At 68.6% G+C, this 19,229-nt stretch carries 17 protein-coding genes; 5 read left to right on the plus strand and 12 right to left on the minus strand.

What is annotated here, in order from left to right; all coding sequences use genetic code 11:
- Window positions 1–44 precede the first annotated feature (44 nt).
- Both UN84_RS01890 and UN84_RS01895 read left to right on the plus strand, forming a co-directional pair.
- Complete coding sequence (locus UN84_RS01890) at window positions 45–707, plus strand: response regulator (protein ID WP_046079412.1); 663 nt, start codon at window positions 45–47, stop codon at window positions 705–707.
- A complete protein-coding gene (locus UN84_RS01895) occupies window positions 704–2,200 on the plus strand; it encodes an ATP-binding protein (protein ID WP_046079411.1) in 1,497 nt (498 codons plus the stop codon). Before UN84_RS01890 ends, UN84_RS01895 begins: the two co-directional genes overlap by 4 nt.
- On the opposite strand, the gene UN84_RS01900 is transcribed toward UN84_RS01895, so the two are convergent.
- The 6 genes from UN84_RS01900 to betC form a co-directional block, all read right to left on the minus strand.
- On the minus strand, window positions 2,152–2,958 hold the full coding sequence (locus UN84_RS01900; RefSeq protein WP_035593683.1) for a zinc-dependent peptidase: 807 nt from the start codon (window positions 2,956–2,958) through the stop codon (window positions 2,152–2,154). The two genes, UN84_RS01895 and UN84_RS01900, sit on opposite strands and share 49 nt — an antisense overlap.
- Before the next feature lie 4 nt (window positions 2,959–2,962).
- Window positions 2,963–4,552 (minus strand): bifunctional GNAT family N-acetyltransferase/carbon-nitrogen hydrolase family protein, encoded by a 1,590-nt coding sequence (locus tag UN84_RS01905; protein WP_035593681.1) that lies wholly within the window; start codon window positions 4,550–4,552, stop codon window positions 2,963–2,965.
- A gap of 243 nt (window positions 4,553–4,795) precedes the next feature.
- Window positions 4,796–5,062 (minus strand): DksA/TraR family C4-type zinc finger protein, encoded by a 267-nt coding sequence (locus tag UN84_RS01910; protein ID WP_046079410.1) that lies wholly within the window; start codon window positions 5,060–5,062, stop codon window positions 4,796–4,798.
- Window positions 5,063–5,103: 41 nt separating this feature from the next.
- Window positions 5,104–6,018 carry a DMT family transporter gene (locus UN84_RS01915; protein WP_046079409.1) on the minus strand — a complete coding sequence of 305 codons (915 nt, stop codon included), beginning with the start codon at window positions 6,016–6,018 and terminating at the stop codon, window positions 5,104–5,106.
- A 159-nt stretch (window positions 6,019–6,177) separates the two neighbouring features.
- The gene (locus tag UN84_RS01920; protein WP_046079408.1) at window positions 6,178–7,815 is read right to left on the minus strand and encodes a BCCT family transporter; all 1,638 of its coding nucleotides are present in this window, start codon (window positions 7,813–7,815) and stop codon (window positions 6,178–6,180) included.
- A 193-nt stretch (window positions 7,816–8,008) separates the two neighbouring features.
- Entirely contained in the window at window positions 8,009–9,541 is a 1,533-nt protein-coding gene (gene betC / locus UN84_RS01925) for a choline-sulfatase (protein ID WP_046079407.1), read from the minus strand.
- 136 nt (window positions 9,542–9,677) lie between these two features.
- Between betC and UN84_RS01930 the strand changes: the two genes are divergently transcribed.
- Window positions 9,678–10,571, plus strand: coding sequence for a choline sulfate utilization transcriptional regulator (locus tag UN84_RS01930; protein WP_046079406.1), 894 nt, complete (start codon window positions 9,678–9,680; stop codon window positions 10,569–10,571).
- 73 nt (window positions 10,572–10,644) lie between these two features.
- Here UN84_RS01930 and UN84_RS01935 read toward each other — a convergent pair whose 3' ends face one another.
- From UN84_RS01935 to UN84_RS01960, 6 genes are all read right to left on the minus strand, one after another.
- The gene (locus UN84_RS01935) at window positions 10,645–10,953 is read right to left on the minus strand and encodes a hypothetical protein (protein WP_046079405.1); all 309 of its coding nucleotides are present in this window, start codon (window positions 10,951–10,953) and stop codon (window positions 10,645–10,647) included.
- Between the two features lie 166 nt (window positions 10,954–11,119).
- Window positions 11,120–11,521, minus strand: a complete 402-nt coding sequence (locus UN84_RS01940) for a heme-binding protein (protein ID WP_046079404.1) — start codon at window positions 11,519–11,521, stop codon at window positions 11,120–11,122.
- Window positions 11,522–11,689: 168 nt separating this feature from the next.
- Window positions 11,690–12,919, minus strand: a complete 1,230-nt coding sequence (gene glcF / locus UN84_RS01945) for a glycolate oxidase subunit GlcF (RefSeq protein WP_046079403.1) — start codon at window positions 12,917–12,919, stop codon at window positions 11,690–11,692.
- Window position 12,920: 1 nt separating this feature from the next.
- Complete coding sequence (gene glcE / locus UN84_RS01950; protein WP_046079402.1) at window positions 12,921–14,021, minus strand: glycolate oxidase subunit GlcE; 1,101 nt, start codon at window positions 14,019–14,021, stop codon at window positions 12,921–12,923.
- Between the two features lie 9 nt (window positions 14,022–14,030).
- Window positions 14,031–15,530 carry a glycolate oxidase subunit GlcD gene (gene glcD, locus UN84_RS01955; RefSeq protein ID WP_046079401.1) on the minus strand — a complete coding sequence of 500 codons (1,500 nt, stop codon included), beginning with the start codon at window positions 15,528–15,530 and terminating at the stop codon, window positions 14,031–14,033.
- A gap of 371 nt (window positions 15,531–15,901) precedes the next feature.
- Entirely contained in the window at window positions 15,902–17,602 is a 1,701-nt protein-coding gene (locus UN84_RS01960; RefSeq protein ID WP_046079400.1) for an L-lactate permease, read from the minus strand.
- A gap of 318 nt (window positions 17,603–17,920) precedes the next feature.
- Here UN84_RS01960 and UN84_RS01965 point away from each other — a divergent pair, with 318 nt between their 5' ends.
- Window positions 17,921–18,628: a glutathione S-transferase N-terminal domain-containing protein gene (locus UN84_RS01965; RefSeq protein ID WP_046079399.1), complete on the plus strand. Its 708-nt coding sequence runs from the start codon at window positions 17,921–17,923 to the stop codon at window positions 18,626–18,628.
- Between the two features lie 149 nt (window positions 18,629–18,777).
- Window positions 18,778–19,128 (plus strand): phasin family protein, encoded by a 351-nt coding sequence (locus UN84_RS01970; protein WP_046079398.1) that lies wholly within the window; start codon window positions 18,778–18,780, stop codon window positions 19,126–19,128.
- Window positions 19,129–19,229 lie beyond the last annotated feature (101 nt).

The raw sequence follows: 19,229 nt of genomic DNA on the forward strand, positions 1-19,229 counted from the left end.
AATGGCCGTACGAGTCGCGACCGGGACAGGCAAAGGAGAGGCGCATGCGCGTGCTGCTGGTGGAGGACGACCCGCTGCTGGGCGATGGCATCAAGACCGCGCTGCAGCGCGAGGGCTACGCCGTCGACTGGCTGGAGAACGGCCGCGAGGCGATGGCGGCGGCCCGCTACGACGATTTCTCGGTGGTGGTGCTCGACCTGGGCCTGCCCGACGTCGACGGCATGAAGGTGCTCGAGGCGGTGCGTGGCCGCGGCTCGCTGCCAGTGCTGATCCTCACCGCCCGTGACGACATCGACTCGCGCCTGGCCGGGCTCGACGGCGGCGCCGACGACTACGTGCTCAAGCCCTTCGACCTCGCCGAGCTGCTGGCCCGCCTGCGGGTGGTGATGCGACGCGCCGAGGGCCGGGCCTCGCAGTTCCTCGACGTGGGCGAGCTGCGCATCGACGAGGCCCGCCATCGGGTGGTCTGGCAGGGCGAGGAGATTCCCCTGACGCGCCGCGAGTACGCGCTGCTGCTGGAGCTGGCGCGCCACGCCGACCGGGTGATGACCCGGCCGCGGCTGGAGAACCTGCTCTACGGCTGGGAGGAGGAAGTGGCCTCCAACGCCGTGGAAGTGCATGTTCATCATCTGCGCAAGAAGTTCCAAAAGGGCCTGATCACCACCATCCGGGGCGTCGGCTATCGGCTGAACGCCGGTGATGCATGAGGTCGATTCGCCGCTACCTGAGCCGCACCCTGGCGCTGGTCCTCGCCGGGGTGACGCTGCTGGTCGTCACCGCCGCCTACCTGATCACCGCCCACGAGACCGAGGAGATCCTCGACGCCCAGCTCAGCCTGCAGAACCGGGTGGTGGCCAGCCTGATCGGTCCGGATGCCTCCGAGGCGACCTATCGCCGGATCGCCGAGCGCATGAGCCATCCGAAGCGCCTCGCGAGCTTCTATCCGGATGGCGAGGCGCCGCTCGAGGCCGCCGGCCGGGGGGCGGCGCTCTATCATCACGAGGAACGCGAGCTGTCGCTGGGCTTCTGGCACCGCGACGGCCGCCCGTACCTGACCGGCGCGCCCTGGAGCGGGGCCGGGTCCTTCCCGCCGCCCGAGCAGGAGGGCTACGCCTGGGCCGAGTACGACGGCGGCCGCTGGCGGGTGTTCTCGATGTTCGACGAGGACAGCGGGCTGTGGATCCGCTCCGGGGTCAGCATCGAGTTCATGCACGAGCTCGAGCGCAAGGTGGCGCTGGGCAACCTGGTGCCGATGCTGCTGGCGCTGCCGCTACTGCTGGTCGCCATGGGCTGGATCGTGCGCCGCGGGCTGATCCCGATCGGCACCCTGTCGCGGGAAGTGGCCGGCCGCGACGACCGCGACCTGGCCTTCATCGACGTCGGGGTGCCCCGCGAGCTGTCGGGGCTGCGCGAGGCCCTCAACGACTTCATCGCTCGCTTGCGCGAGACCCTCGAGCGCGAACGGCGCTTCACCGCCGATGCCGCCCATGAGCTGCGCACGCCCCTGGCCGGGCTGAAGATCCACCTCGACAACGCCCGGGCCGGCGAGCGGGACTCGCTGGACAAGGCCTGTCGCGGCGTGGAACGGCTGCAGCGGGTGGTCGAGCAGCTGCTGGTGCTGGCGCGGCTGGACCGCCGCGAGGCCCGCGAGACCCGCGACATCGATCTCTATCCGCTGGTGCTCGAGCTGGTCGCCGAGCTGTGGCCCTGGGCCCAGGCCCGGCATCAGGAGATGACCCTGCACGGCGTTCAGGCGCTGTGGGTGCGTGCCGATCCGGTGGAGGCGGGCATCCTGATACGCAACCTGCTGGACAACGCCCTGCGCTACACGCCGGAGCACGGCGAGGTGGCGATCACGCTCTCCGAGACCGCCGACAGCGCCGTGCTGGCGGTGCGCGACAGCGGCCCGGGCATTCCCGAGGAGGCGCTGGCCACCATCACCGAACGCTTCCGGCGCGCCGCGGACCAGCGCACCACCGGCAGCGGCCTGGGGCTCGCGATCGTGCAGCAGCTGGCCGAGCGCCAGCAGGCCGGACTGACGCTGCGCAACTGCCATCCGCACGGCCTCGAGGCCGCGCTGCGCTGGCCGGCCCGGCCGCCGGCGCTTGCCCGCCCGGGGGCGGCGAGAACGGACGCGGCAGAGCGTAGAGGTCAGTCGGAGGACGGCGAGTGCCAGGACAGCGGATCGAGGCGGAAGTAGCGGCCGAGCAGGCCGTAGAGCTCGGGATAGGCGGCGTCCAGCGCCGCGGGGGCGGCGAAGAAATACTCGCAGCTCACCGCGAAGCACTCGCCCGGGTGGCTGGCGGCGTAGTCGTCGATGGGCGTGGCCTCGCCGCGGGCGAGATGCGCCTGGAGGTCGTCCCACACGGTGGTGAACACGCGATGCCAGTCCTGCGCGGCCATGTCGGCAGGCAGCGGCGGGAAGCCGTCGGCGTCCAGCGAGTTGGCCATGTCGAGCTTGTGGGCCAGCTCGTGGATCACCACGTTGAAGCCGTCGAGCCGGCCGCTTTCCATCAGGTCCGGGTAGGCGACCACCACCGGCCCCTGGTGGGAGGTCTCGCCGGCGCGCTCGTCGTCGTATTCGTGCATCACCCCGAATTCGTCCATCTCCTCCACCCGGCGATGAAAGGCGTCGGGCACGATCAGGATCTCGTGCAGGCCGGCGAAGGCCTCGCGGTGGGTGGCGTCGTCCCAGCCCAGGGTCAGCAGGCAGCCCTGGGCGGCGATGGCCAGCCGCGCCGGCACGTCGAAGTCGATCGCCGGGTCGAGCTCGGGATGGCGGCTCAGCCGCTTGGCATGGGCGAAGCGCCAGGCGCGATGGCCGAGGCGCTCGGCGGCGGCGTCGGGCAGGGCGGCGAGCAGCGGCAGCCGTGCCCGGGCCTCTTGCCACTCGGCCTCGGGGAAGGGGTGGCGGGCCTCGAAGCGGGCCGCCCGCCAGCGCCTCAGGCGCTCCAGCACGGCCTCAGCTCTCGTCCACGTCGCGGCCCGCGGATGGCCGGCCCCCGGACTTCCACGACCAGTCGCGCAGGCGCAGGTCGAACAGGTCCTGGCGGCGATCCTTGAGGTTGGTCACCGAGCCCTCGTTGCGCACCACGGTGAGCCGGGTCAGGTCCAGGTCCGAGAACATGATCATCTCGGTGTTGGGCGTGGTCTCGGCCAGCACGGCGTCGTGGGGGAAGGAGAAGTCCGAGGGCGAGAACACCGAGGACTGGGCGTACTGGATGTCGAGGTTCTCGATCGAGGGCACGTTGCCGACGCTGCCGCACAGCACCACGTAGCATTCGTTCTCGATGGCCCGGGCCTGGGCGCAGTGGCGCACCCGCAGGTAACCGTTCTTGGTGTCGGTCCAGAAGGGCACGAACAGGATGTCCATGTCCTGTTCGGCCAGCAGCCGCGAGAGCTCGGGGAATTCGACGTCGTAGCAGATCTGGATACCGACCCGACCGGCGTCGGTCTCGAACACCTGCAGTTCGTCGCCGCCCTCGATCACCCAGTCGCGGCGCTCCTGGGGGGTGATGTGCAGCTTGGCCTGGCGCTCGACGGAGCCGTCGCGGTGGCAGAGGTAGGCGACGTTGTAGAGTCGGTCCTCCTCGCCGAACTCGATCATCGAGCCGGCCACGATGTTGATGTTGTAGGCCACGGCCATGCGCGACAGCTCGGTCTTGAAGCGCTCGGTGAAGCCGGCCAGGAAGCGGATGGCGGCGATCTGGTCCTGCTGGGCGGCGCGGTCCTGCAGGCCCATCAGCGGGGCGTTGAACAGCTCCGGGAAGACCGCGAAGTCGCTCTGGTAGTCGGCCAGGGCGTCGACGAAGTACTCGACCTGCTGCAGCACCGCCTCCACCGAGTCGAACTCGCGCATCTGCCACTGCACGGCGCCGACCCGCACCTGGGTGCGGCGGCTCTCGAGCACCCGCTCGGCGGGTTCGAACAGGATGTTGTTCCACTCGAGCAGAGTCGCGTAGCCCTGGGACTTCTCGTCCTCGGGCAGGTACTTGCGCAGCAGGCGCTTGACCTGGAAGTCGTTGGCCAGCTGGAACGACAGGATGGGGTCGTGGATCTCCTTGCGCGCCACCTTGTCGATGTACTCCGCCGGCGAGAGCTCGTCGGCGTACTGGTGGTACTGGGGGATGCGGCCGCCGGCGAGGATCGCCCGCATGTTCATCGAGCGACACAGGTCCTTGCGCGCCTCGTAGAGCCGCCGGCCCAGGCGATAGCCGCGATAGTCCGGATGGATCAGCACGTCGAGGCCGTACATGGCGTCGCCCTCGGCGTCGTTGAGGATGATCTCGCGCTGGCCGATCAGGTCGTCGTACTGGTGAGGGTTGGAGAACTCGTCGTAGTCGACCTGCACGGTCAGGGCCACGCCGACCAGCCGGCCGTCGTCCTCGATGGCGATCTGGCCGTCCGGGAATTCCTCGATCAGCTTGTCGATGGTGTGCTCGGGCCAGGCGCCGCCGATGTCGTGATAGACGGCGTCCATCAGCGTCTTGAGCTGCGGGTAGTCGTCCTGCGTCAGGTTGCGCAGATTGAGATGCAGATCATCGAGGGACATGCCGCGGACTCTCCGGTCGGGGAACGAAAGCCGCAGTTTAGCAGCCCGCCGCGTCGGCGCCGACAGGCGTAGTGGGGGAGCCTCGCGATCGCACTCGATCTTCCGGCGTAATCGAAAAAGTCGTCGAGCGAAGGCTAGACAAGGCAAACATCAGCGAGGATGCGGAGTTTACTTGGGGGTAAATGAGCAGTTCGAGCTGATGTTTAACGCCGCATAGCCGAGCGCAGACACTTTCCTGCACGGTCAGCGCAGCTGACTGTCCTTGCTGCCCCGGCGATTGAAGCCGCCGCCCGGGCCCTGACGCCTGTCGCGCTCGGCCTGGCAGGCGAGGCACAGCCGCACGCCGGGCACGGCCTGGCGCCGTGCCTCGGGGATCGGCTCGCCGCATTCGTCGCATTCATGGGCGCTCTCGCCGCGGGGGATCGCGCGCCGGGCGCGCTCCAGCTCGTCCTGCACGCTGTCGTCGATCTGCTGCTGGACGTCGCCGTCCTTCGACCAGCCTCCGGCCATCTCGTGTTCCTCGTTCGCAGTGCGTGTTGTCGTGCGGCCTCCTAGTGCGTCTCGCGGCTCGCCGTGGGCAGCTCGCGGCGCGCCAGCGGCCGGGTCAGGGTCTGGGCCATCACCACGCCGGCCAGTATCAGGGCGCCGCCCAGGAAGTGGAAGCTGGAGACGGTCTCGCCCAGTGCGAGCATGGCGATGATGGCGCTGAACAGCGGCATCAGGTTGATGAAGATGCTCGAACGGTTGGCGCCGATGCGGCGGATGGCGTGCATCCACAGGTAGGTGGTGACGATGGAGGCGGGGATCCCGGCGTAGACGATCAGGCCGAGGTTTTCGGCGCTGACCGGCGTCATCGGTCCCGCCAGGTAGGGTGGCAGCAGCAGGAGCACGGCGAAGACCACCTGGGCGTAGAGCAGCACCCAGGGCGGCAGGTCGATCGTCCAGCGTTTGAGCATCACGCCGTAGAGCGCATAGCAGGTCGCGGCCACCACCATCAGGGCGTCGCCCACGGCGACCTCGAGGTCGAGCAGCGACAGCGGGTCGCCCTGGCCCAGCAGCACGCTGACGCCGACCAGCGCCAGCACCCCGCCGGCCACGCCGCCGAGGCTGGGCGGCTCGCGCAGGATCAGCGCACTGAGCAGCACCGTGATCAGCGGCACCATGGCGGCCAGGATGCCCATGTTGGTGGCCGAGGTGGTCTCGGCGGCCACGTAGGCCAGGCCCTGCCACAGCCCCATGCCCAGCAGGCCCAGCGTCGCCAGTTTCGGCCATTCGCGGCGGATGATGGCGCGATGGCGCCAGGCGGCGGAGGCGACGAAGGGCGTCATCACCGCCAGCGCCAGCAGCCAGCGCAGGAAGGCGATGCTGCTGGGGGCGATGGCGCCGACGGTCAGCTGGTTGATGGTCATGTTGCCCGACCAGATCAGCACGGCGCCGAGCGGCAGCAGGAAGACGAACGGTGACATGGCATCCTCGCGTCGATGAAAGGGCGGTCGTGAGCGGCCTGAAGATGAGCCTTCGATAATAAGGCCGTCGACGGCAGGGGACCAGACGCGAGCCGCCCCCTGGGTCGGCCACCGCGATGCGGCATGGGCCCAGGGGGCGGCGTCAGTGAGTGCGCGGCCTCAGCGCAGGGCGCGCAGCTCGCCGTTCAGCGCCTTGATGATGGTGTAGCACATCAGAATCATCACCACCGAGAAGGGGATCGCGGTGGCCGTGACGCCGGCCTGGAGCGCCGAGAGCCCGCCGCCGATCAGCAGCACGATGGCGATCAGGCCTTCCACCGTGGCCCAGAACATGCGCTGGGGGCGCGGCGCGTCGATCTTGCCGCCGGCCGTGATGGTGTCGATCACCAGCGAACCGGAGTCCGACGAGGTGACGAAGAAGATCAGCGCCAGGATGATGCCCAGGGTCGACATCAGGCCCGACAGCGGCAGTTCGTTGAGCATGCCGAACAGCGACAGCTCGGGGCTGTAGTTGTCGATCACGTATTCCTTGACCAGGCTACTTGCCGGATTGGCATAGAGCTGGTCGAGGGCGGTGGCGCCGAACACTCCCATCCAGATGAAGATGAACAGGCTCGGGATCAGCAGCACGCAGATCACGAATTCGCGCACCGTGCGGCCCCGGGAGACGCGGGCGATGAACATGCCGACGAAGGGCGCCCAGCTGACCCACCAGGCCCAGTAGAAGATGGTCCAGGACTGGCGATAGGCGTCGTCCTCGCGGCCGAAGGGCGCCGACAGCGGGATGAACTCCGTCACGTAGGTCTCGAGGCCGCTCCAGAAGCCGGTGAGCGCGGCCAGGGTCGGGCCGGCGAACAGCACGAAGAAGAAGAACAGCACGGCCATGCCCATGTTGATCTCGGAGAGCCGCTTCACGCCGCCGTCCAGGCCGCGCCACACCGAGACCAGCGCCACCGCGGTGACGGCCACGATCACGATCACCTGGGTGGTGATGCTGACGTCCAGGCCGAAGACGAAGTTCATGCCGGCGTTGGCCTGCTGGGCGCCGAGGCCCAGCGAGGTGGCCAGGCCGAACAGGGTCGAGAACACCGCCAGGATGTCGATGGCATGGCCCCACCAGCCCCAGACACGGTCGCCCAGCAGCGGGAAGAAGGCCGAGCGGATGGAGAAGGGCAGGCCCTTGTTGTAGGTGAAGATGGACAGCGCCAGTGCCATGACCACGTAGACGGCCCAGCCGTGGATGCCCCAGTGCAGATAGGTGCCGGCCAGGCCCATGGCGGTGGCGTCGGCGACGGCCTCCGGGTTCAGCCCCCCGTCGGCGTCGAAGGGCGAGGGCGTGCCCAGTGGCGAGGAGACGTTGGCGTGGTAGACCGGTTCCAGCACGCCGAAGAACAGCAGGCCGATGCCGATGCCGGCGGCGAACAGCATCGCAAACCAGGAGAGATAGCCGTACTCCGGCGTGGCGTCGGGCCCGCCCAGGCGGACCTTGCCGTAGGGCAGCACGACCAGTGCCAGGCAGAACAGGATGAAGCCATCCACCACGATCATGAAGTAGCTGTCGAGGGTGCCGGTGGAGAAGCTGACGATGGACTGGAAGAGGCTGCCGGCCCGTTCGGGGAACAGCAGGGTGAGGACGATGAAGGCGATCGAGGCCAGCGCCGAGATGGCGAACACCCGGTTATGGATATCGAAACCGATGGGGCCCAGGCTGCCCTCGATGTTGTCCTGGCCGACGGTGTAGTCCGTCTGCATGTCGCTCGACACCGTGGCGGGTGTCGGCTCGCTTGGATGATTCATGAAAGACTGCTCCTGCATGGGGGAGGCGAAATGGCCGACGGAGTCTCTCATACGTCGGCCGGACCGTATGTTCGGTAGCGGCCCGGCCGCGTATCAAAGCCGACTTCGGCACGGCCTCCTGCGGGGAAGTGAAGCGGGCCCGGCGCCTGGCCGGATCGGGCGCTGCCGCCGGAAGCCCGGCGGCGGCGCAGGGTCAGGCCTGCTCGGCGTCGACTCTCGGAAAGCGCGAGCGTGCCTCGAGATCGTCCAGGTCGATGGTGTTGCGCATGTACTGGACGCTGGCGTCGAAGTGCGGCTGATGATCCCAGGGCGTGACCCTGCCCTTCATGTTAGCGCGGGCCACCAGCTTGCGACGGCGCTGGCTGTCGAGCACCTGCTGGTGCAGCCGCTCGATGTCCCAGCGGCCGGCCACCTCGTCGCGGAACTGCCGGCACACTTCCCGGTGGGCGGGATCCTCGGCCAGATTGGTCAGCTCCAGCGGGTCGGCCTCGAGGTCGAACAGCTGGTCCGGATCCGGGGTGGAGTGGACGAACTTGTAGCGGCCGCGTCGGATCATCAGCAGCGGCGCGATGGCGCCCTCGCCGCAGTACTCGCCGATCACCTCGTCGTGGCCGCCCTGGCCGGTGAGGTGGGGAATCAGGCTGCGGCCGTCGACGGGCACGGCGTATTCCGGCGCCTGGCCGTCGTTGCCCCATTCGGCGAAGGTCGGCAGCAGATCCATGGTGGAGACGGACTGCTTGACCCGGCCGGCGGCGTAGCGGCCCGGCGCGTGGACGATCATCGGCACCCGGGCGGAGCCCTCGAACCAGCTCATCTTGTACCACAGGCCGCGCTCGCCGAGCATGTCGCCGTGGTCGCCGGAGAACACGATGATGGTGTCCTCGGCGAGTCCGCTCTCCTCGAGGGCCTTCAGCACCTTGCCCAGCTGGTCGTCGACGTAGCTGATGGCGCCGTAGTAGGCCCGGCGCGCGTTGCGGATCTGCTCGTCGGTGACGGTGTCCTCGTCGCACTGGTAGACGTGGCGCAGGCGCTTGGAGTGCGGATCCATCAGCTCGCGGCAGTAGGGCACCCGCGGCATGTCGATCTCGTCGTGCGCGTAGCGGTCCCAGTATTCCTGCGGAATGGTGTAGGGATCGTGCGGGTGGGTCAGCGAGACCGTCAGGCAGAAGGGACGGTCCTGGTCGCTGCGTGCGTAGTCATAGAGGAAGCGCTGGGCGCGGAAGGTCACCTCGTCGTCGAAGTCGAGCTGGTTGGAGCGCACGCAGGGCCCGGCCTGGGTGACCGAGGACATGTTGTGGTAGTAGCTGGGGCGCGACTCGACGTCCTCCCAGTCGACGTACCAGCCGAAGTCGGCCGGATAGATGTCGGAGGTCAGGCGCTCCTCGAAGCCGTGCAGCTGGTCCGGGCCGCAGAAGTGCATCTTGCCGGTCAGCGCCGTCAGGTAGCCGGCGTCGCGCAGGTAGTGGGCGTAGGTCGGGGTGTCGGCGGCCAGCTCGGCGGCGTTGTCGAAGCCGCCGATGCGCGAGGGCAGCTGGCCGGCCATCAGGGTGAAGCGCGACGGCGCGCACAGCGGGCTGTTGCAGTAGGCCGAGTCGAACACCACGCCTTCTTCCGCCAGGCGCGACAGGTTCGGCGTCTTGACCACCCTGTGGCCGTAGAACGGCAGCGACGGCGCCGCCATCTGGTCCGCCATCAGAAACAGGATATGGGGTTGCTTGCGCGCCATGGGAGCTCCTCTTGTTCATTGTGGCCACGCGCATCGTCGTGGTCGCCGCGTCGGTGTGTGTCGAGGCGACAGTCTCCCTGCTAATCTCAAACCCTGTAAACTCGCTGATTTTTTATGTCTGGAATTAGATTAACTAATGTCTTTGATGGATAAACGGGTATCGCCCAACGGCCTGCGGGTGTTCGAGGCGGCGGCTCGCCACCTGAGCTTCACCGCCGCCGCCCGGGAGCTGCGCTCCACCCAGTCGGCGGTCAGCCAGCAGGTCCGTGCCCTGGAGGAGCAACTCGGCCTTAAGCTGTTCGATCGCGTGCACCGCGGCGTACGCCTCACCGAGCCGGGCCAGGCGCTGTTCGAGGCCGTGCAGGAGGGATTCGGGACCATCGAGCGCACCATCGATCGGCTCCAGTGTCGCCATCGCAATCCGCGGCTGAACATCCTCACCGACTTCTCGCTGGCCTCCTACTGGCTGCTGCCGCGGCTGCCCGACTTCCGCCGCCGGCATCCCGACATCGACGTGCGCATCCAGACCAACCAGGGCGTGTTCGACTGGCAGGGCCAGGAGGTCGACATCGCCATCGTGTTCGGCGACCGCCGCGGCCTGGAAGGCGCGACGCGGCTGCTGGACGAGGAGGTGTTTCCGGTCTGCAGCCCCGGTTTCCTTGGCCAGCACGGCCCGATCGACGGGCTGGCGCGCCTCGGCGAGGTGCCGCTGCTGACGCTGAGCGCCGACCAGGGGCAGCAGTGGCTGGACTGGCCCGGCTACTTCGTGCACCTGGGCGGCCGGGCGCAGCCGGCGCCATCGGAGCTGATCTTCAACAACTATCCGCTGCTGGTGCAGGCGGCGATCGCCGGGCAGGGGGTCGCGCTGGGCTGGCGGGGGCTGGTCGACGACCTGATCGAGCGCGGCATGCTGGTGGCACTCGACGGCCTCTCGCTGAGCACCTCCAACGGCTACGGGGTGATCGACGTCCACCCCGAGGATCGGCGCGACGCCAAACGGGCTTTCATGGCCTGGATACTGGCCGGCTGAGCGTCCTCGACACGAAAAAGCCCCGGCCTGGGCCGGGGCTCGCGTTGCCGTTGACTGCCTGAGGGCCTGTCCTTCAGTCCTCGGGGTCGTTGGCGGAATCCACACCGCTTGCGGGGGCCACCTCGTCGTCGACGCTGCCCTCGGCGTGGGTGGCGGCATCTTCGGCGGGGTCGTTGGCGCTGTCCGTACCGCCTTCCTCGACGATCGGATCGTCGCCCATCGCACCGTCATGACCTTCCATGGTGCCCTGCTCGACCTCGTTGGCACTGTCGACGCCCTGGTTGGGGGCCAGTTCGTCTTCCTCGTGATGTGACGCCAGGGCGGCGCCGGACAGCATCATCAGAGCGCTGAGGGTGACGGCAGCGGTCGCAATACGTTTCATGGTGCACCTCTCATCCGTTTGGGTGTGATAGGCATCCGTGCATTTCGTCGAATGCTATACAAAACCTATGCAAAAATTCCCGGATACGCAAGGGGGATGCCTGAAACGACAGGAGCCCGGCCATGGCCGGGCTCCTGTCGTCGGGACGAGAGAGGTGCTGGAAGCGTCAGGTCAGGCTGGCCACGGCGGCCTTGGCGATCTGCACGTCCTGGTCGGGCTTGACGCCGGAGATGCCGATGCTGCCGGCCACCTGGCCGTCGACGATCACCGGTACGCCGCCAGACAGCAGGGCCTGCAGCGGTGCGGTGGCGAAGGCGGTGCGGCCGTTGTTGATCATCTCCTCGAACACCTGGGTCTCCTTGCGGCCGATGGCGGCGTTGCGCGCCTTCTCGGTGGCGACGCCGGCGCTGAAGGGCGCGGCGCCGTCCAGCCGGCGCAGGCCGAGCAGGTGACCGCCATCGTCGGCCACGGCGATGGTCACGGACCAGCCGTTGGCCTCGGCTTCCTTCTGTGCCGCATCGAGCAGGACGTTGACGTCGTCCAGGGTCAGTACAGCTTTGGTCTGCATCTGGTTAGCTCCTTCTTGGGATGTCTGGGGGTATCAGTCTGTCATTGAAAAGCGCCGTGGACGATCATGCCAGCGCCTCGTCCACGATCTAGATCCAGTGCCTGACCGGAGTGCGGCCGGCGCCGTTCAGGTGCGTCTGGCAGCTGAAGGAATGAGCGCGCGTCACGATCATGCCAGCGCCTCGTCCACGATCTCGATCCAGTGTCTGACCGGGGCCCGGCCGGCGCCGTTCAGGTGCGTCTGGCACCCGATGTTGGCCGTCACGATCACTTCCGGATCGCCGGCCTCCAGGGCGTCGAGCTTGTTGTCGCGCAGTTCGGTGGCGAGCTCGGGCTGGGTCACCGAGTAGGTGCCGGCCGAGCCGCAGCACAGGTGGGCGTCCTGCACCGGGGTCAGCGAGAAACCGAGCTTGGCCAGCACGGCATCGACGCTGCCACCGAGCTTCTGGGCGTGTTGCAGGGTGCAGGGGCAGTGGAAGGCCAGGCGCTTGTGCTCGCGCAGCGTCAGCGGTTCGAGGTCCTCGTCGCGCAGGATCTCCACCAGGTCCTTGGCCAGGGCGCTGATGCGCGCGGCTTTCTTCGAGTACTCGGGGTCGTCGGCCAGCACCTCGCCGTATTCCTTGACCATGGCGCCGCAGCCGCTGGCGGTCTGCACGATGGCCTCGCAGCCGGCCTCGATGTGAGGCCACCAGGCGTCGATGTTGGCGCGCATCCGCGCGCGGCCGGCGTCCTGGGCATTGAGGTGATAGTCGATGGCGCCGCAGCAGCCGGCCTCCGGGGCCGGCGTCAGGCCGATGCCGAGGCGGTCGAGCACCCGGGCGGTGGCGGCGTTGGTGTTGGGCGAGAGCCCCGGCTGCACGCAGCCCTCGAGGATCAGCATCTGGCGCTCGTGACGGGCACCCTCGGGGCGGCTGCCGGCGTCCACCGGCGCCGGCGGCATCTTGTCGCGCAGGGCGCCGGGCACCAGCGGGCGGAAGGTCTGGCCGAGCTTGAGCAACGCCTGGAAGCGGGCCGGCTCGACCAGCGCCTTGCGCAGGCCGAAGCGAAGCGCGCGCTCGGCGGCGGGCCGCGGCGCCCGGCGCTCGATCTCGGCGCGGCCGATGTCGAGCAGCTTGTGGTATTCCACCCCGGACGGGCAGGTGGTCTCGCAGTTGCGGCAGGTCAGGCAGCGGTCCAGGTGCAGCCGGGTCTCCTCGGTGACGACGTCGTCTTCGGGATTCTCCAGCATCTGCTTCATCAGGTAGATGCGCCCACGGGGGCCGTCGCGCTCGTCGCCCAGCAGCTGGTAGGTGGGGCAGGTGGCGTTGCAGAAGCCGCAGTGCACGCAGGTGCGCAGCACCCGGTCGGCCTCGCGGATGTGCGGCTGTTCGAGATCCTGTTCGGTGAAGTGCGTCTGCATGTCAGAGCTCCGCGTAGAGTCGGCCCGGATTGAAGATGCCCTTCGGGTCCAGCTCGGCCTTGAGCCGGCGGTGGTACTTGAACATCACCTCGGGCAGCGGGGTGAAGGGCTCGGCGGCGCCGGGCGTGAGGCAGGTGGCGTGTCCGCCGGCGGCGGCGCAGGCATCACGCAGGGCCTCGGCGGGCAGGTCGCTTCTCAGCCAGCGCTGGGCGCCGGCCCAGTCGTGGAGCATGGCCTGCTCGTCGAGGCCGTCGGCCTCGAGGCGGGCGCGCTGGGGCAGCGAGATGCGCCACAGCGGGCGGTCGTCATCGCCGCCGAAGAACGGCAGGCGCTGCTCGCGCAGGTCGTCCCAGAAGCCGGGATCGAGGTCCTCGCCGCCGAGGCGCGCGCGGGTGGTGGCCACCGAGCCGGGGCCGCCCTCGAGGCGCAGGTGCAGGGCGCCGTCCTGCCAGGCGGCGGCGGTCAGCGGCAGTGGATGACGGCCCCATTCGGCGAGGCGCTCGCGGGCCTCGTCCAGCGGCATCTCCAGCCGCAGGCCGTGGCAGGCCGAGGGGCGCGGCAGCACCTTGAGCGTGACCTCGGTGAGCAGCCCCAGGCCGCCCTGGGCGCCGACCATCAGCCGCGACAGGTCGTAGCCGGCGACGTTCTTCATCACCTCGCCACCGAAGCGCTGTTCGTCGCCGGTGTGGGTGATCACCCGGGCGCCGAGCACGAAGTCGCGCACGGCACCGGCCCAGGGGCGACGCGGGCCGGAGAGTCCGGCGGCGACCGTACCGCCGACGGTGGCGGCGTCGCCGAAGTGCGGCGGCTCGAAGGGCAGCATCTGGTCGTTCTCGGCCAGCGCCGCTTCCAGTTCGGCCAGCGGGGTGCCGGCGCGCACCGAGACGATCAGCTCCACCGGGTCATAGCCGGTGATGCCGCGATGCTCGCGGGTGGCGAGCGTCTCGGCCTCCCCGGTGCGGCCCCGAACCTGTCGACCATAGAAGGCCTTGGTGTCACCGCCGACGATGCGCAGCGCCGTGCCCGCGGCGTTGGCCTGGCGGACGCGCTCGCCCAGCTCGGTGCTGATGTCCCGGTCCTGCGGGGATGTGGATGTGGCCATGATCATTCCTCAAAAACGGGGCAGCTCGGGGTGCGGCAGCTCGCCGCCGTGCACGTGCATGGCGCCGAACTCGGCGCAGCGCGCCAGGGTCGGGATGTTCTTGCCCGGGTTGAGCAGGCCCTCGGGGTCGAAGGCCGCCTTCACCGCGTGGAAGGTGGTCAGCTCGTCGCTGCCGAACTGGGCGCACATCTGGTTGATCTTCTCGCGGCCCACGCCGTGCTCGCCGGTGATCGAGCCGCCGGCCTCCACGCACAGCTCGAGGATCTTGCCGCCCAGTGCCTCGGCCTGCTCGAGCTCGCCCTCGCGGTTGGCATCGAACAGGATCAGCGGATGCATGTTGCCGTCGCCGGCGTGGAAGACGTTGGCGACCTTCAGGCCGTAGGCCTCGGACAGGTCGGCGATGCCCTGCAGCACGCGGGGCAGCTCGCGGCGGGGGATGGTGCCGTCCATGCAGTAGTAGTCCGGCGACATGCGGCCCACCGCGGGGAAGGCGTTCTTGCGCCCGGCCCAGAAGCGGGCGCGCTCGGCCTCGTCGCGGGCCTGCTGGATGTCGATGGCGCCGGCCCTCTCGAGCACCTCGCGGACCCGGTCGGCGTCGTCGTCGACGTCGGCTTCCACGCCGTCCAGCTCGCACAGCAGGATGGCCTCGGCCTCGACCGGATAGCCGGCGTGGATGAAGTCCTCGGCGGCGCGGATCGCCAGGTTGTCCATCATCTCGAGCCCGCCGGGGATGATGCCGGCGGCGATGATGTCGCCCACGGCGCGACCGGCCTTGCCCACGTCGTCGAAGCTGGCCATCAGCACCTTGGTGGTCTCGGGCTTGGGCAGCAGCTTGACGGTGATCTCGGTGACCACGCCGAGCATGCCCTCCGAGCCGTTGAACAGCGCCAGCAGGTCGAAGCCCGGGGCGTCCAGCGCCTCGCTGCCGAGGGTCATGCGCTCGCCCTCGATGGTGAGGATCTCGACCTTCATCACGTTGTGCACGGTCAGGCCGTACTTGAGACAGTGCACGCCGCCGGCGTTCTCCGCCACGTTGCCGCCGATGGAGCAGGCGATCTGCGAGGAGGGGTCCGGCGCGTAGTAGAGGCCAAAGGGCGCGGCGGCCTCGGAGATGGCCAGGTTGCGCACGCCGGGCTGGACGCGGGCGATGCGGGCATCGGGGTCGATCTCGAGGATCTTGCTGAAGCGCGACATCACCAGCAGCACGCCCTGCTCCAGCGGCAGGGCGCCGCCGGAGAGGCCGGTGCCGGCGCCGCGGGTGACCACCGGCACGCCCAGTGCCCGGCAGCCCTTGAGCAGCGCCTCGACCTGGTCGAGGGTCTCGGGCAGAGCGACCAGCATGGGCATGACGCGATAGGCGGCCAGGCCGTCGCATTCGAAGGGGTGCAGGTCCTCCTCGCGATGGAGCAGCGTCAGGCCGGGGGCGGCCTGCTGCAGGCTGGCGAGCACCTCCGCCTTGTCTCGGCGGGGCAGCTCGCCGTCGAGTCGTGCGTCGTAGTGGATGTTCATGACGGCTCCGGCTGGTGAGGCGGCGATGGCATGACCGCGATCAGAACACGCCTCTTGCGTTTGCAGAAATATTTTCCAGTTGTTTCCCTGTCCACGCTCGTTTGCCGCGAGAGCGAATCGTCGCCGCGTTGTCAGGGAAGGTCCGATAAGGAAACGATACGACCCGCAGGGCGCCGATGGCTATGCTGGATCAATGGTAAGACCAATTGCATGCCGCGCTTCTTGCGTCGAAGGGCGATGATCTTCATGGACAATCAAGGGGTTAGGCATCGGAGCGCCGAGGATGATCGAACCATCGCCCGGCGCTCGTTAGACTAATGAACGAGTCGTCCCGAGCCCGCCCGCGGCCTTGGCCGTGGGCGGGCGCCGGCTCAGCCGAGGGCCAGCAGCGGGTCGCCGATGCCGAAGACCTGAATGGCCACCAGGCCTATCAGCCCCGCCGCCAGCACGTAGTAGAGCGTCGGCAGGATCGTCTTGCGGATGGTGATCCCCTCGCGGCCGAGCAGGCCCACGGTGGCCGAGGCCGCGACCACGTTGTGGATGGCGATCATGTTGCCCGCGGCGGCGCCGACGGCCTGCAGGGCCACCATCAGGGCCGTGGAGACGCCGAGCTGCTGGGCCACGTTGAACTGGAAGTCCGACAGCATCAGGTTGGACACGGTGTTGGAGCCGGCGATGAAGGCGCCGAGGGCACCCACGGCGGGCGCGAACAGCGGGTAAATGTCACCGACGCCGTCGGCCACCAGGCTCGCCATGGCCACCGGCATCGACACCAGGTCGGCGGTATTGACGCCGGAATTGATCAGGATACGCACCATGGGGATGGTGAAGACCAGCACGAAGCCGGCACCGGCCAGGGTGCGGGTGGATTCGCCGAAGGCGGCACGCAGCTCGCCGAGGCGCATGCGATGCAGCAGCGCGGTGAGCAGTACCACCGCCACCAGGATGCCGCCGGGCAGGTAGAGCGGCTGGATGCTGCCGGAGATGCCGGCCTCGCCGAGGATGTTGCTCCAGCTCAGGCTCACCGAGGTCAGCACCTGTTTCAGCGGGTCGATGGTGCGCGAGGCGACCAGCAGCACGGCCAGCAGCACGTAGGGCAGCCAGCCCATGGCGGTGGAGATGGGCGTCTTGCCGACCACCTCGTCGGTCTTGATGACCAGCTTGCCGATCCAGTGGTCCGGCCAGGAGGTCGATGCCGGGAAGTCCCAGCTTTCCCTGGGGATCAGGAAGCCGCGGCGGGCGGCCGGCACGACGATGGCCAGGCCGACCATGGCGCCGATCATCGACGGGAACTCCGGCCCCAGCAGCACGCCGGCCAGTGCATAGGGCACCACGAAGCACACGCCGGCGAACAGCGCGAACGGCGCGATGGCCAGGCCTTCCTTCCAGGAGCGGTTGGCGCCGAAGAAGCGCACCATCACGGTAACCATCAGCAGCGGCATGAACACGCCGACCAGGGCGTGGACGACCGCGACCTCACCGGCCACCAGGTGGAAGTAGTCGAGCCAGCTGCTGCCACCGGCTTCCAGGGCGGCGGTGATCCCGTTCCTGTCGAGACCGCCCGAGACGCCGACCACGATCGGGGTGCCCACGGCGCCGAAGGATACCGGGGTGGACTGGATCATCATGCCGACGACCACGGCGGCCAGCGCCGGGAAGCCGAGCGCCACCATCAGCGGGGCGGCCACCGCGGCCGGGGTGCCGAAGCCCGAGGCGCCCTCGATGAAGCAGCCGAACAGCCAGGCGACGATGATGGCCTGGACGCGGCGGTCCGGACTGATGCCGGAAAAGCCGTTGCGGATGGCGGTGATGCCGCCGGAATGCTTGAGCGTGTTGAGCAGCAGGATGGCGCCGAAGATGATCCACAGGATCGCCACCGTCAGCATCAGGCCCTGCAGGGTCGAGGCCAGCACCCGAGTGGTGGTCATGTCCCAGGCGAACAGGGCGATGACGGCGGTCACGGCGAAGACGATCGGCATGGCGACCCGCGCCGCCATGCGCAGGCCGATCAGCAGGATCCCCGCCAGCAGCAGAGGAGTGAACGCCAGTAGCGCCAGTAGAGAGTCGTGCATGGATGAGGTCCCTCATCGATGATGGTGTTGTTGTGGGTCGCGTGCGGGCGACGATCCGCGGGAACCTTACGGCCGGCCGCGTGGATTGACCATCCAGGGTAAATTGGTATGACCACTATTTCTGGCTCGAAAAGTTTGTCTTACCTTTAAGAAAGGCATGCTGGATCAAAGAGTTAACGCCATTGGAATGAAAGCGAGCGACCTTTTGGCCGGCACGGTGCTTCGACCAATAGACAAGATCGGGCGCGCCGCCCGCGGCGTGCGGGAAAGGCGCCGGCCTGTCACCATCGGGTTTTCACCAAGCGACGAGGAGTCGGCATGACACCTGTGCTCTATGATCTCTGCGGCATCGACGAGCGACTGCGGTTCTCGCCCTACTGCTGGCGCGTTCGCTACGCCCTGGCCCACAAGGGGCTCGGCGTCGAGACGCGGCCCTGGCGGTTCACCGACAAGGAAGCACTGGCCTTCGCCGACACCGACAAGGTGCCGGTGCTGGTCGATGGCGACGAGACGGTGACCGACAGCTACGACATCCTGCGCTACCTGGATCGCGCCTATCCCGAGGCGCCGCTGCTCGGCGAGGGGGAGGCGGAGGCCCGCGCCCGCTTCTTCAAGCACTATGCCGAGCGTGCCCTGGCGCCGGCCATCCTGCGCACCATCGTCATGGACCTGTTCAACGCCATCCACCCCGACGACCGTGCCTACTTCCGCGAAAGCCGCGAGGCGCGCCTGGGCCGCAGCCTCGAGGAGTTCCACTCCCCGGCCAAGGGGCTGTCGCAGCTCGACGCCGCCCTGGCGCCGCTGCGTGGCCGCCTCGAGGAGGCGGATTTCCTCGACGGCGACGCCCCGGCCGGCGCCGACTACCTGGTGTTCGGCTTCTTCATGTGGGCGCACTGCGTGTCCAGCGCCGACCTGATCTCCAATGCCGATCCGGTCTACGCCTGGCGCGAGCGCATGCTCGACCTGCACGACGGGCTGGGTCGCGAGGCGACGCGGGTGACCGATATCGAGGGCGCCTATCGCTAGGGCAGGCCCGGCTGCACGAGGCGATACGCCGAGGGAGGGAGAGCATCAGCGGGATGAAAAAAGCCATGTTGCAGCGCACAAAATCGCCTGCTATGTTGCAATGCAACACGGGCCGTCGCCCGCTGTGCGTCCCTAATCGGAGGTGGAGCATGACCCAGGCAGCGAACGCCAAGACCGGTGAGCAGTTCGAATCCCTCTTCGTGACCCCGATGCGCGCCTATGGCGCCCTCAATCTCGAGACCGCCGAGAAACTGATGGCGACCCAGTTCGGCGCCGCCGAATCGGTGTCCGAGGCGACCCTGGCCCAGGCCCGCGGCTGGCTGTCGGTGAGGAGCGCCGAGGACGTCCAGAAGGCCTTGGACGGGCAGCAGCAGGCCATGCAGTCGCTCGGCGACCGGCTCAAGTCCGACGCCGAGACCCTGCTGAGCCTCGGCCAGGACTACGCCCAGAAATGCCAGACCCTGGCCGAGCAGCAGTTCAAGGCACTCGGCGCGAAGTAACCGACCATCCTCGGCGTCCGGCTGGCCTTGGGGCTGCCGGACGCCGACCGAGCAAGGGGGCCCTGCCGGGCCTTTGGGGCCATCGCCATGCGATGGCCCTT

The sequence above is a fragment of the Halomonas sp. HG01 genome (genome assembly GCF_000968715.2).
Classification (GTDB): domain Bacteria; phylum Pseudomonadota; class Gammaproteobacteria; order Pseudomonadales; family Halomonadaceae; genus Halomonas; species Halomonas halophila.

Bases quoted from the DNA above. Each gene is read 5' to 3' on its own strand.
- UN84_RS01890 (WP_046079412.1), top strand. From the start codon at position 45: ATGCGCGTGCTGCTGGTGGAGGACGACCCGCTGCTGGGCGATGGCATC.
- UN84_RS01895 (WP_046079411.1), top strand. From the start codon at position 704: ATGAGGTCGATTCGCCGCTACCTGAGCCGCACCCTGGCGCTGGTCCTC.
- UN84_RS01905 (WP_035593681.1), bottom strand. From the start codon at position 4,552: ATGTCCCTCGATGATCTGCATCTCAATCTGCGCAACCTGACGCAGGAC.
- UN84_RS01910 (WP_046079410.1), bottom strand. From the start codon at position 5,062: ATGGCCGGAGGCTGGTCGAAGGACGGCGACGTCCAGCAGCAGATCGAC.
- UN84_RS01915 (WP_046079409.1), bottom strand. From the start codon at position 6,018: ATGTCACCGTTCGTCTTCCTGCTGCCGCTCGGCGCCGTGCTGATCTGG.
- UN84_RS01920 (WP_046079408.1), bottom strand. From the start codon at position 7,815: ATGAATCATCCAAGCGAGCCGACACCCGCCACGGTGTCGAGCGACATG.
- betC (WP_046079407.1), bottom strand. From the start codon at position 9,541: ATGGCGCGCAAGCAACCCCATATCCTGTTTCTGATGGCGGACCAGATG.
- UN84_RS01930 (WP_046079406.1), top strand. From the start codon at position 9,678: ATGTCTTTGATGGATAAACGGGTATCGCCCAACGGCCTGCGGGTGTTC.
- UN84_RS01935 (WP_046079405.1), bottom strand. From the start codon at position 10,953: ATGAAACGTATTGCGACCGCTGCCGTCACCCTCAGCGCTCTGATGATG.
- UN84_RS01940 (WP_046079404.1), bottom strand. From the start codon at position 11,521: ATGCAGACCAAAGCTGTACTGACCCTGGACGACGTCAACGTCCTGCTC.
- glcF (WP_046079403.1), bottom strand. From the start codon at position 12,919: ATGCAGACGCACTTCACCGAACAGGATCTCGAACAGCCGCACATCCGC.
- glcE (WP_046079402.1), bottom strand. From the start codon at position 14,021: ATGGCCACATCCACATCCCCGCAGGACCGGGACATCAGCACCGAGCTG.
- glcD (WP_046079401.1), bottom strand. From the start codon at position 15,530: ATGAACATCCACTACGACGCACGACTCGACGGCGAGCTGCCCCGCCGA.
- UN84_RS01960 (WP_046079400.1), bottom strand. From the start codon at position 17,602: ATGCACGACTCTCTACTGGCGCTACTGGCGTTCACTCCTCTGCTGCTG.
- UN84_RS01965 (WP_046079399.1), top strand. From the start codon at position 17,921: ATGACACCTGTGCTCTATGATCTCTGCGGCATCGACGAGCGACTGCGG.
- UN84_RS01970 (WP_046079398.1), top strand. From the start codon at position 18,778: ATGACCCAGGCAGCGAACGCCAAGACCGGTGAGCAGTTCGAATCCCTC.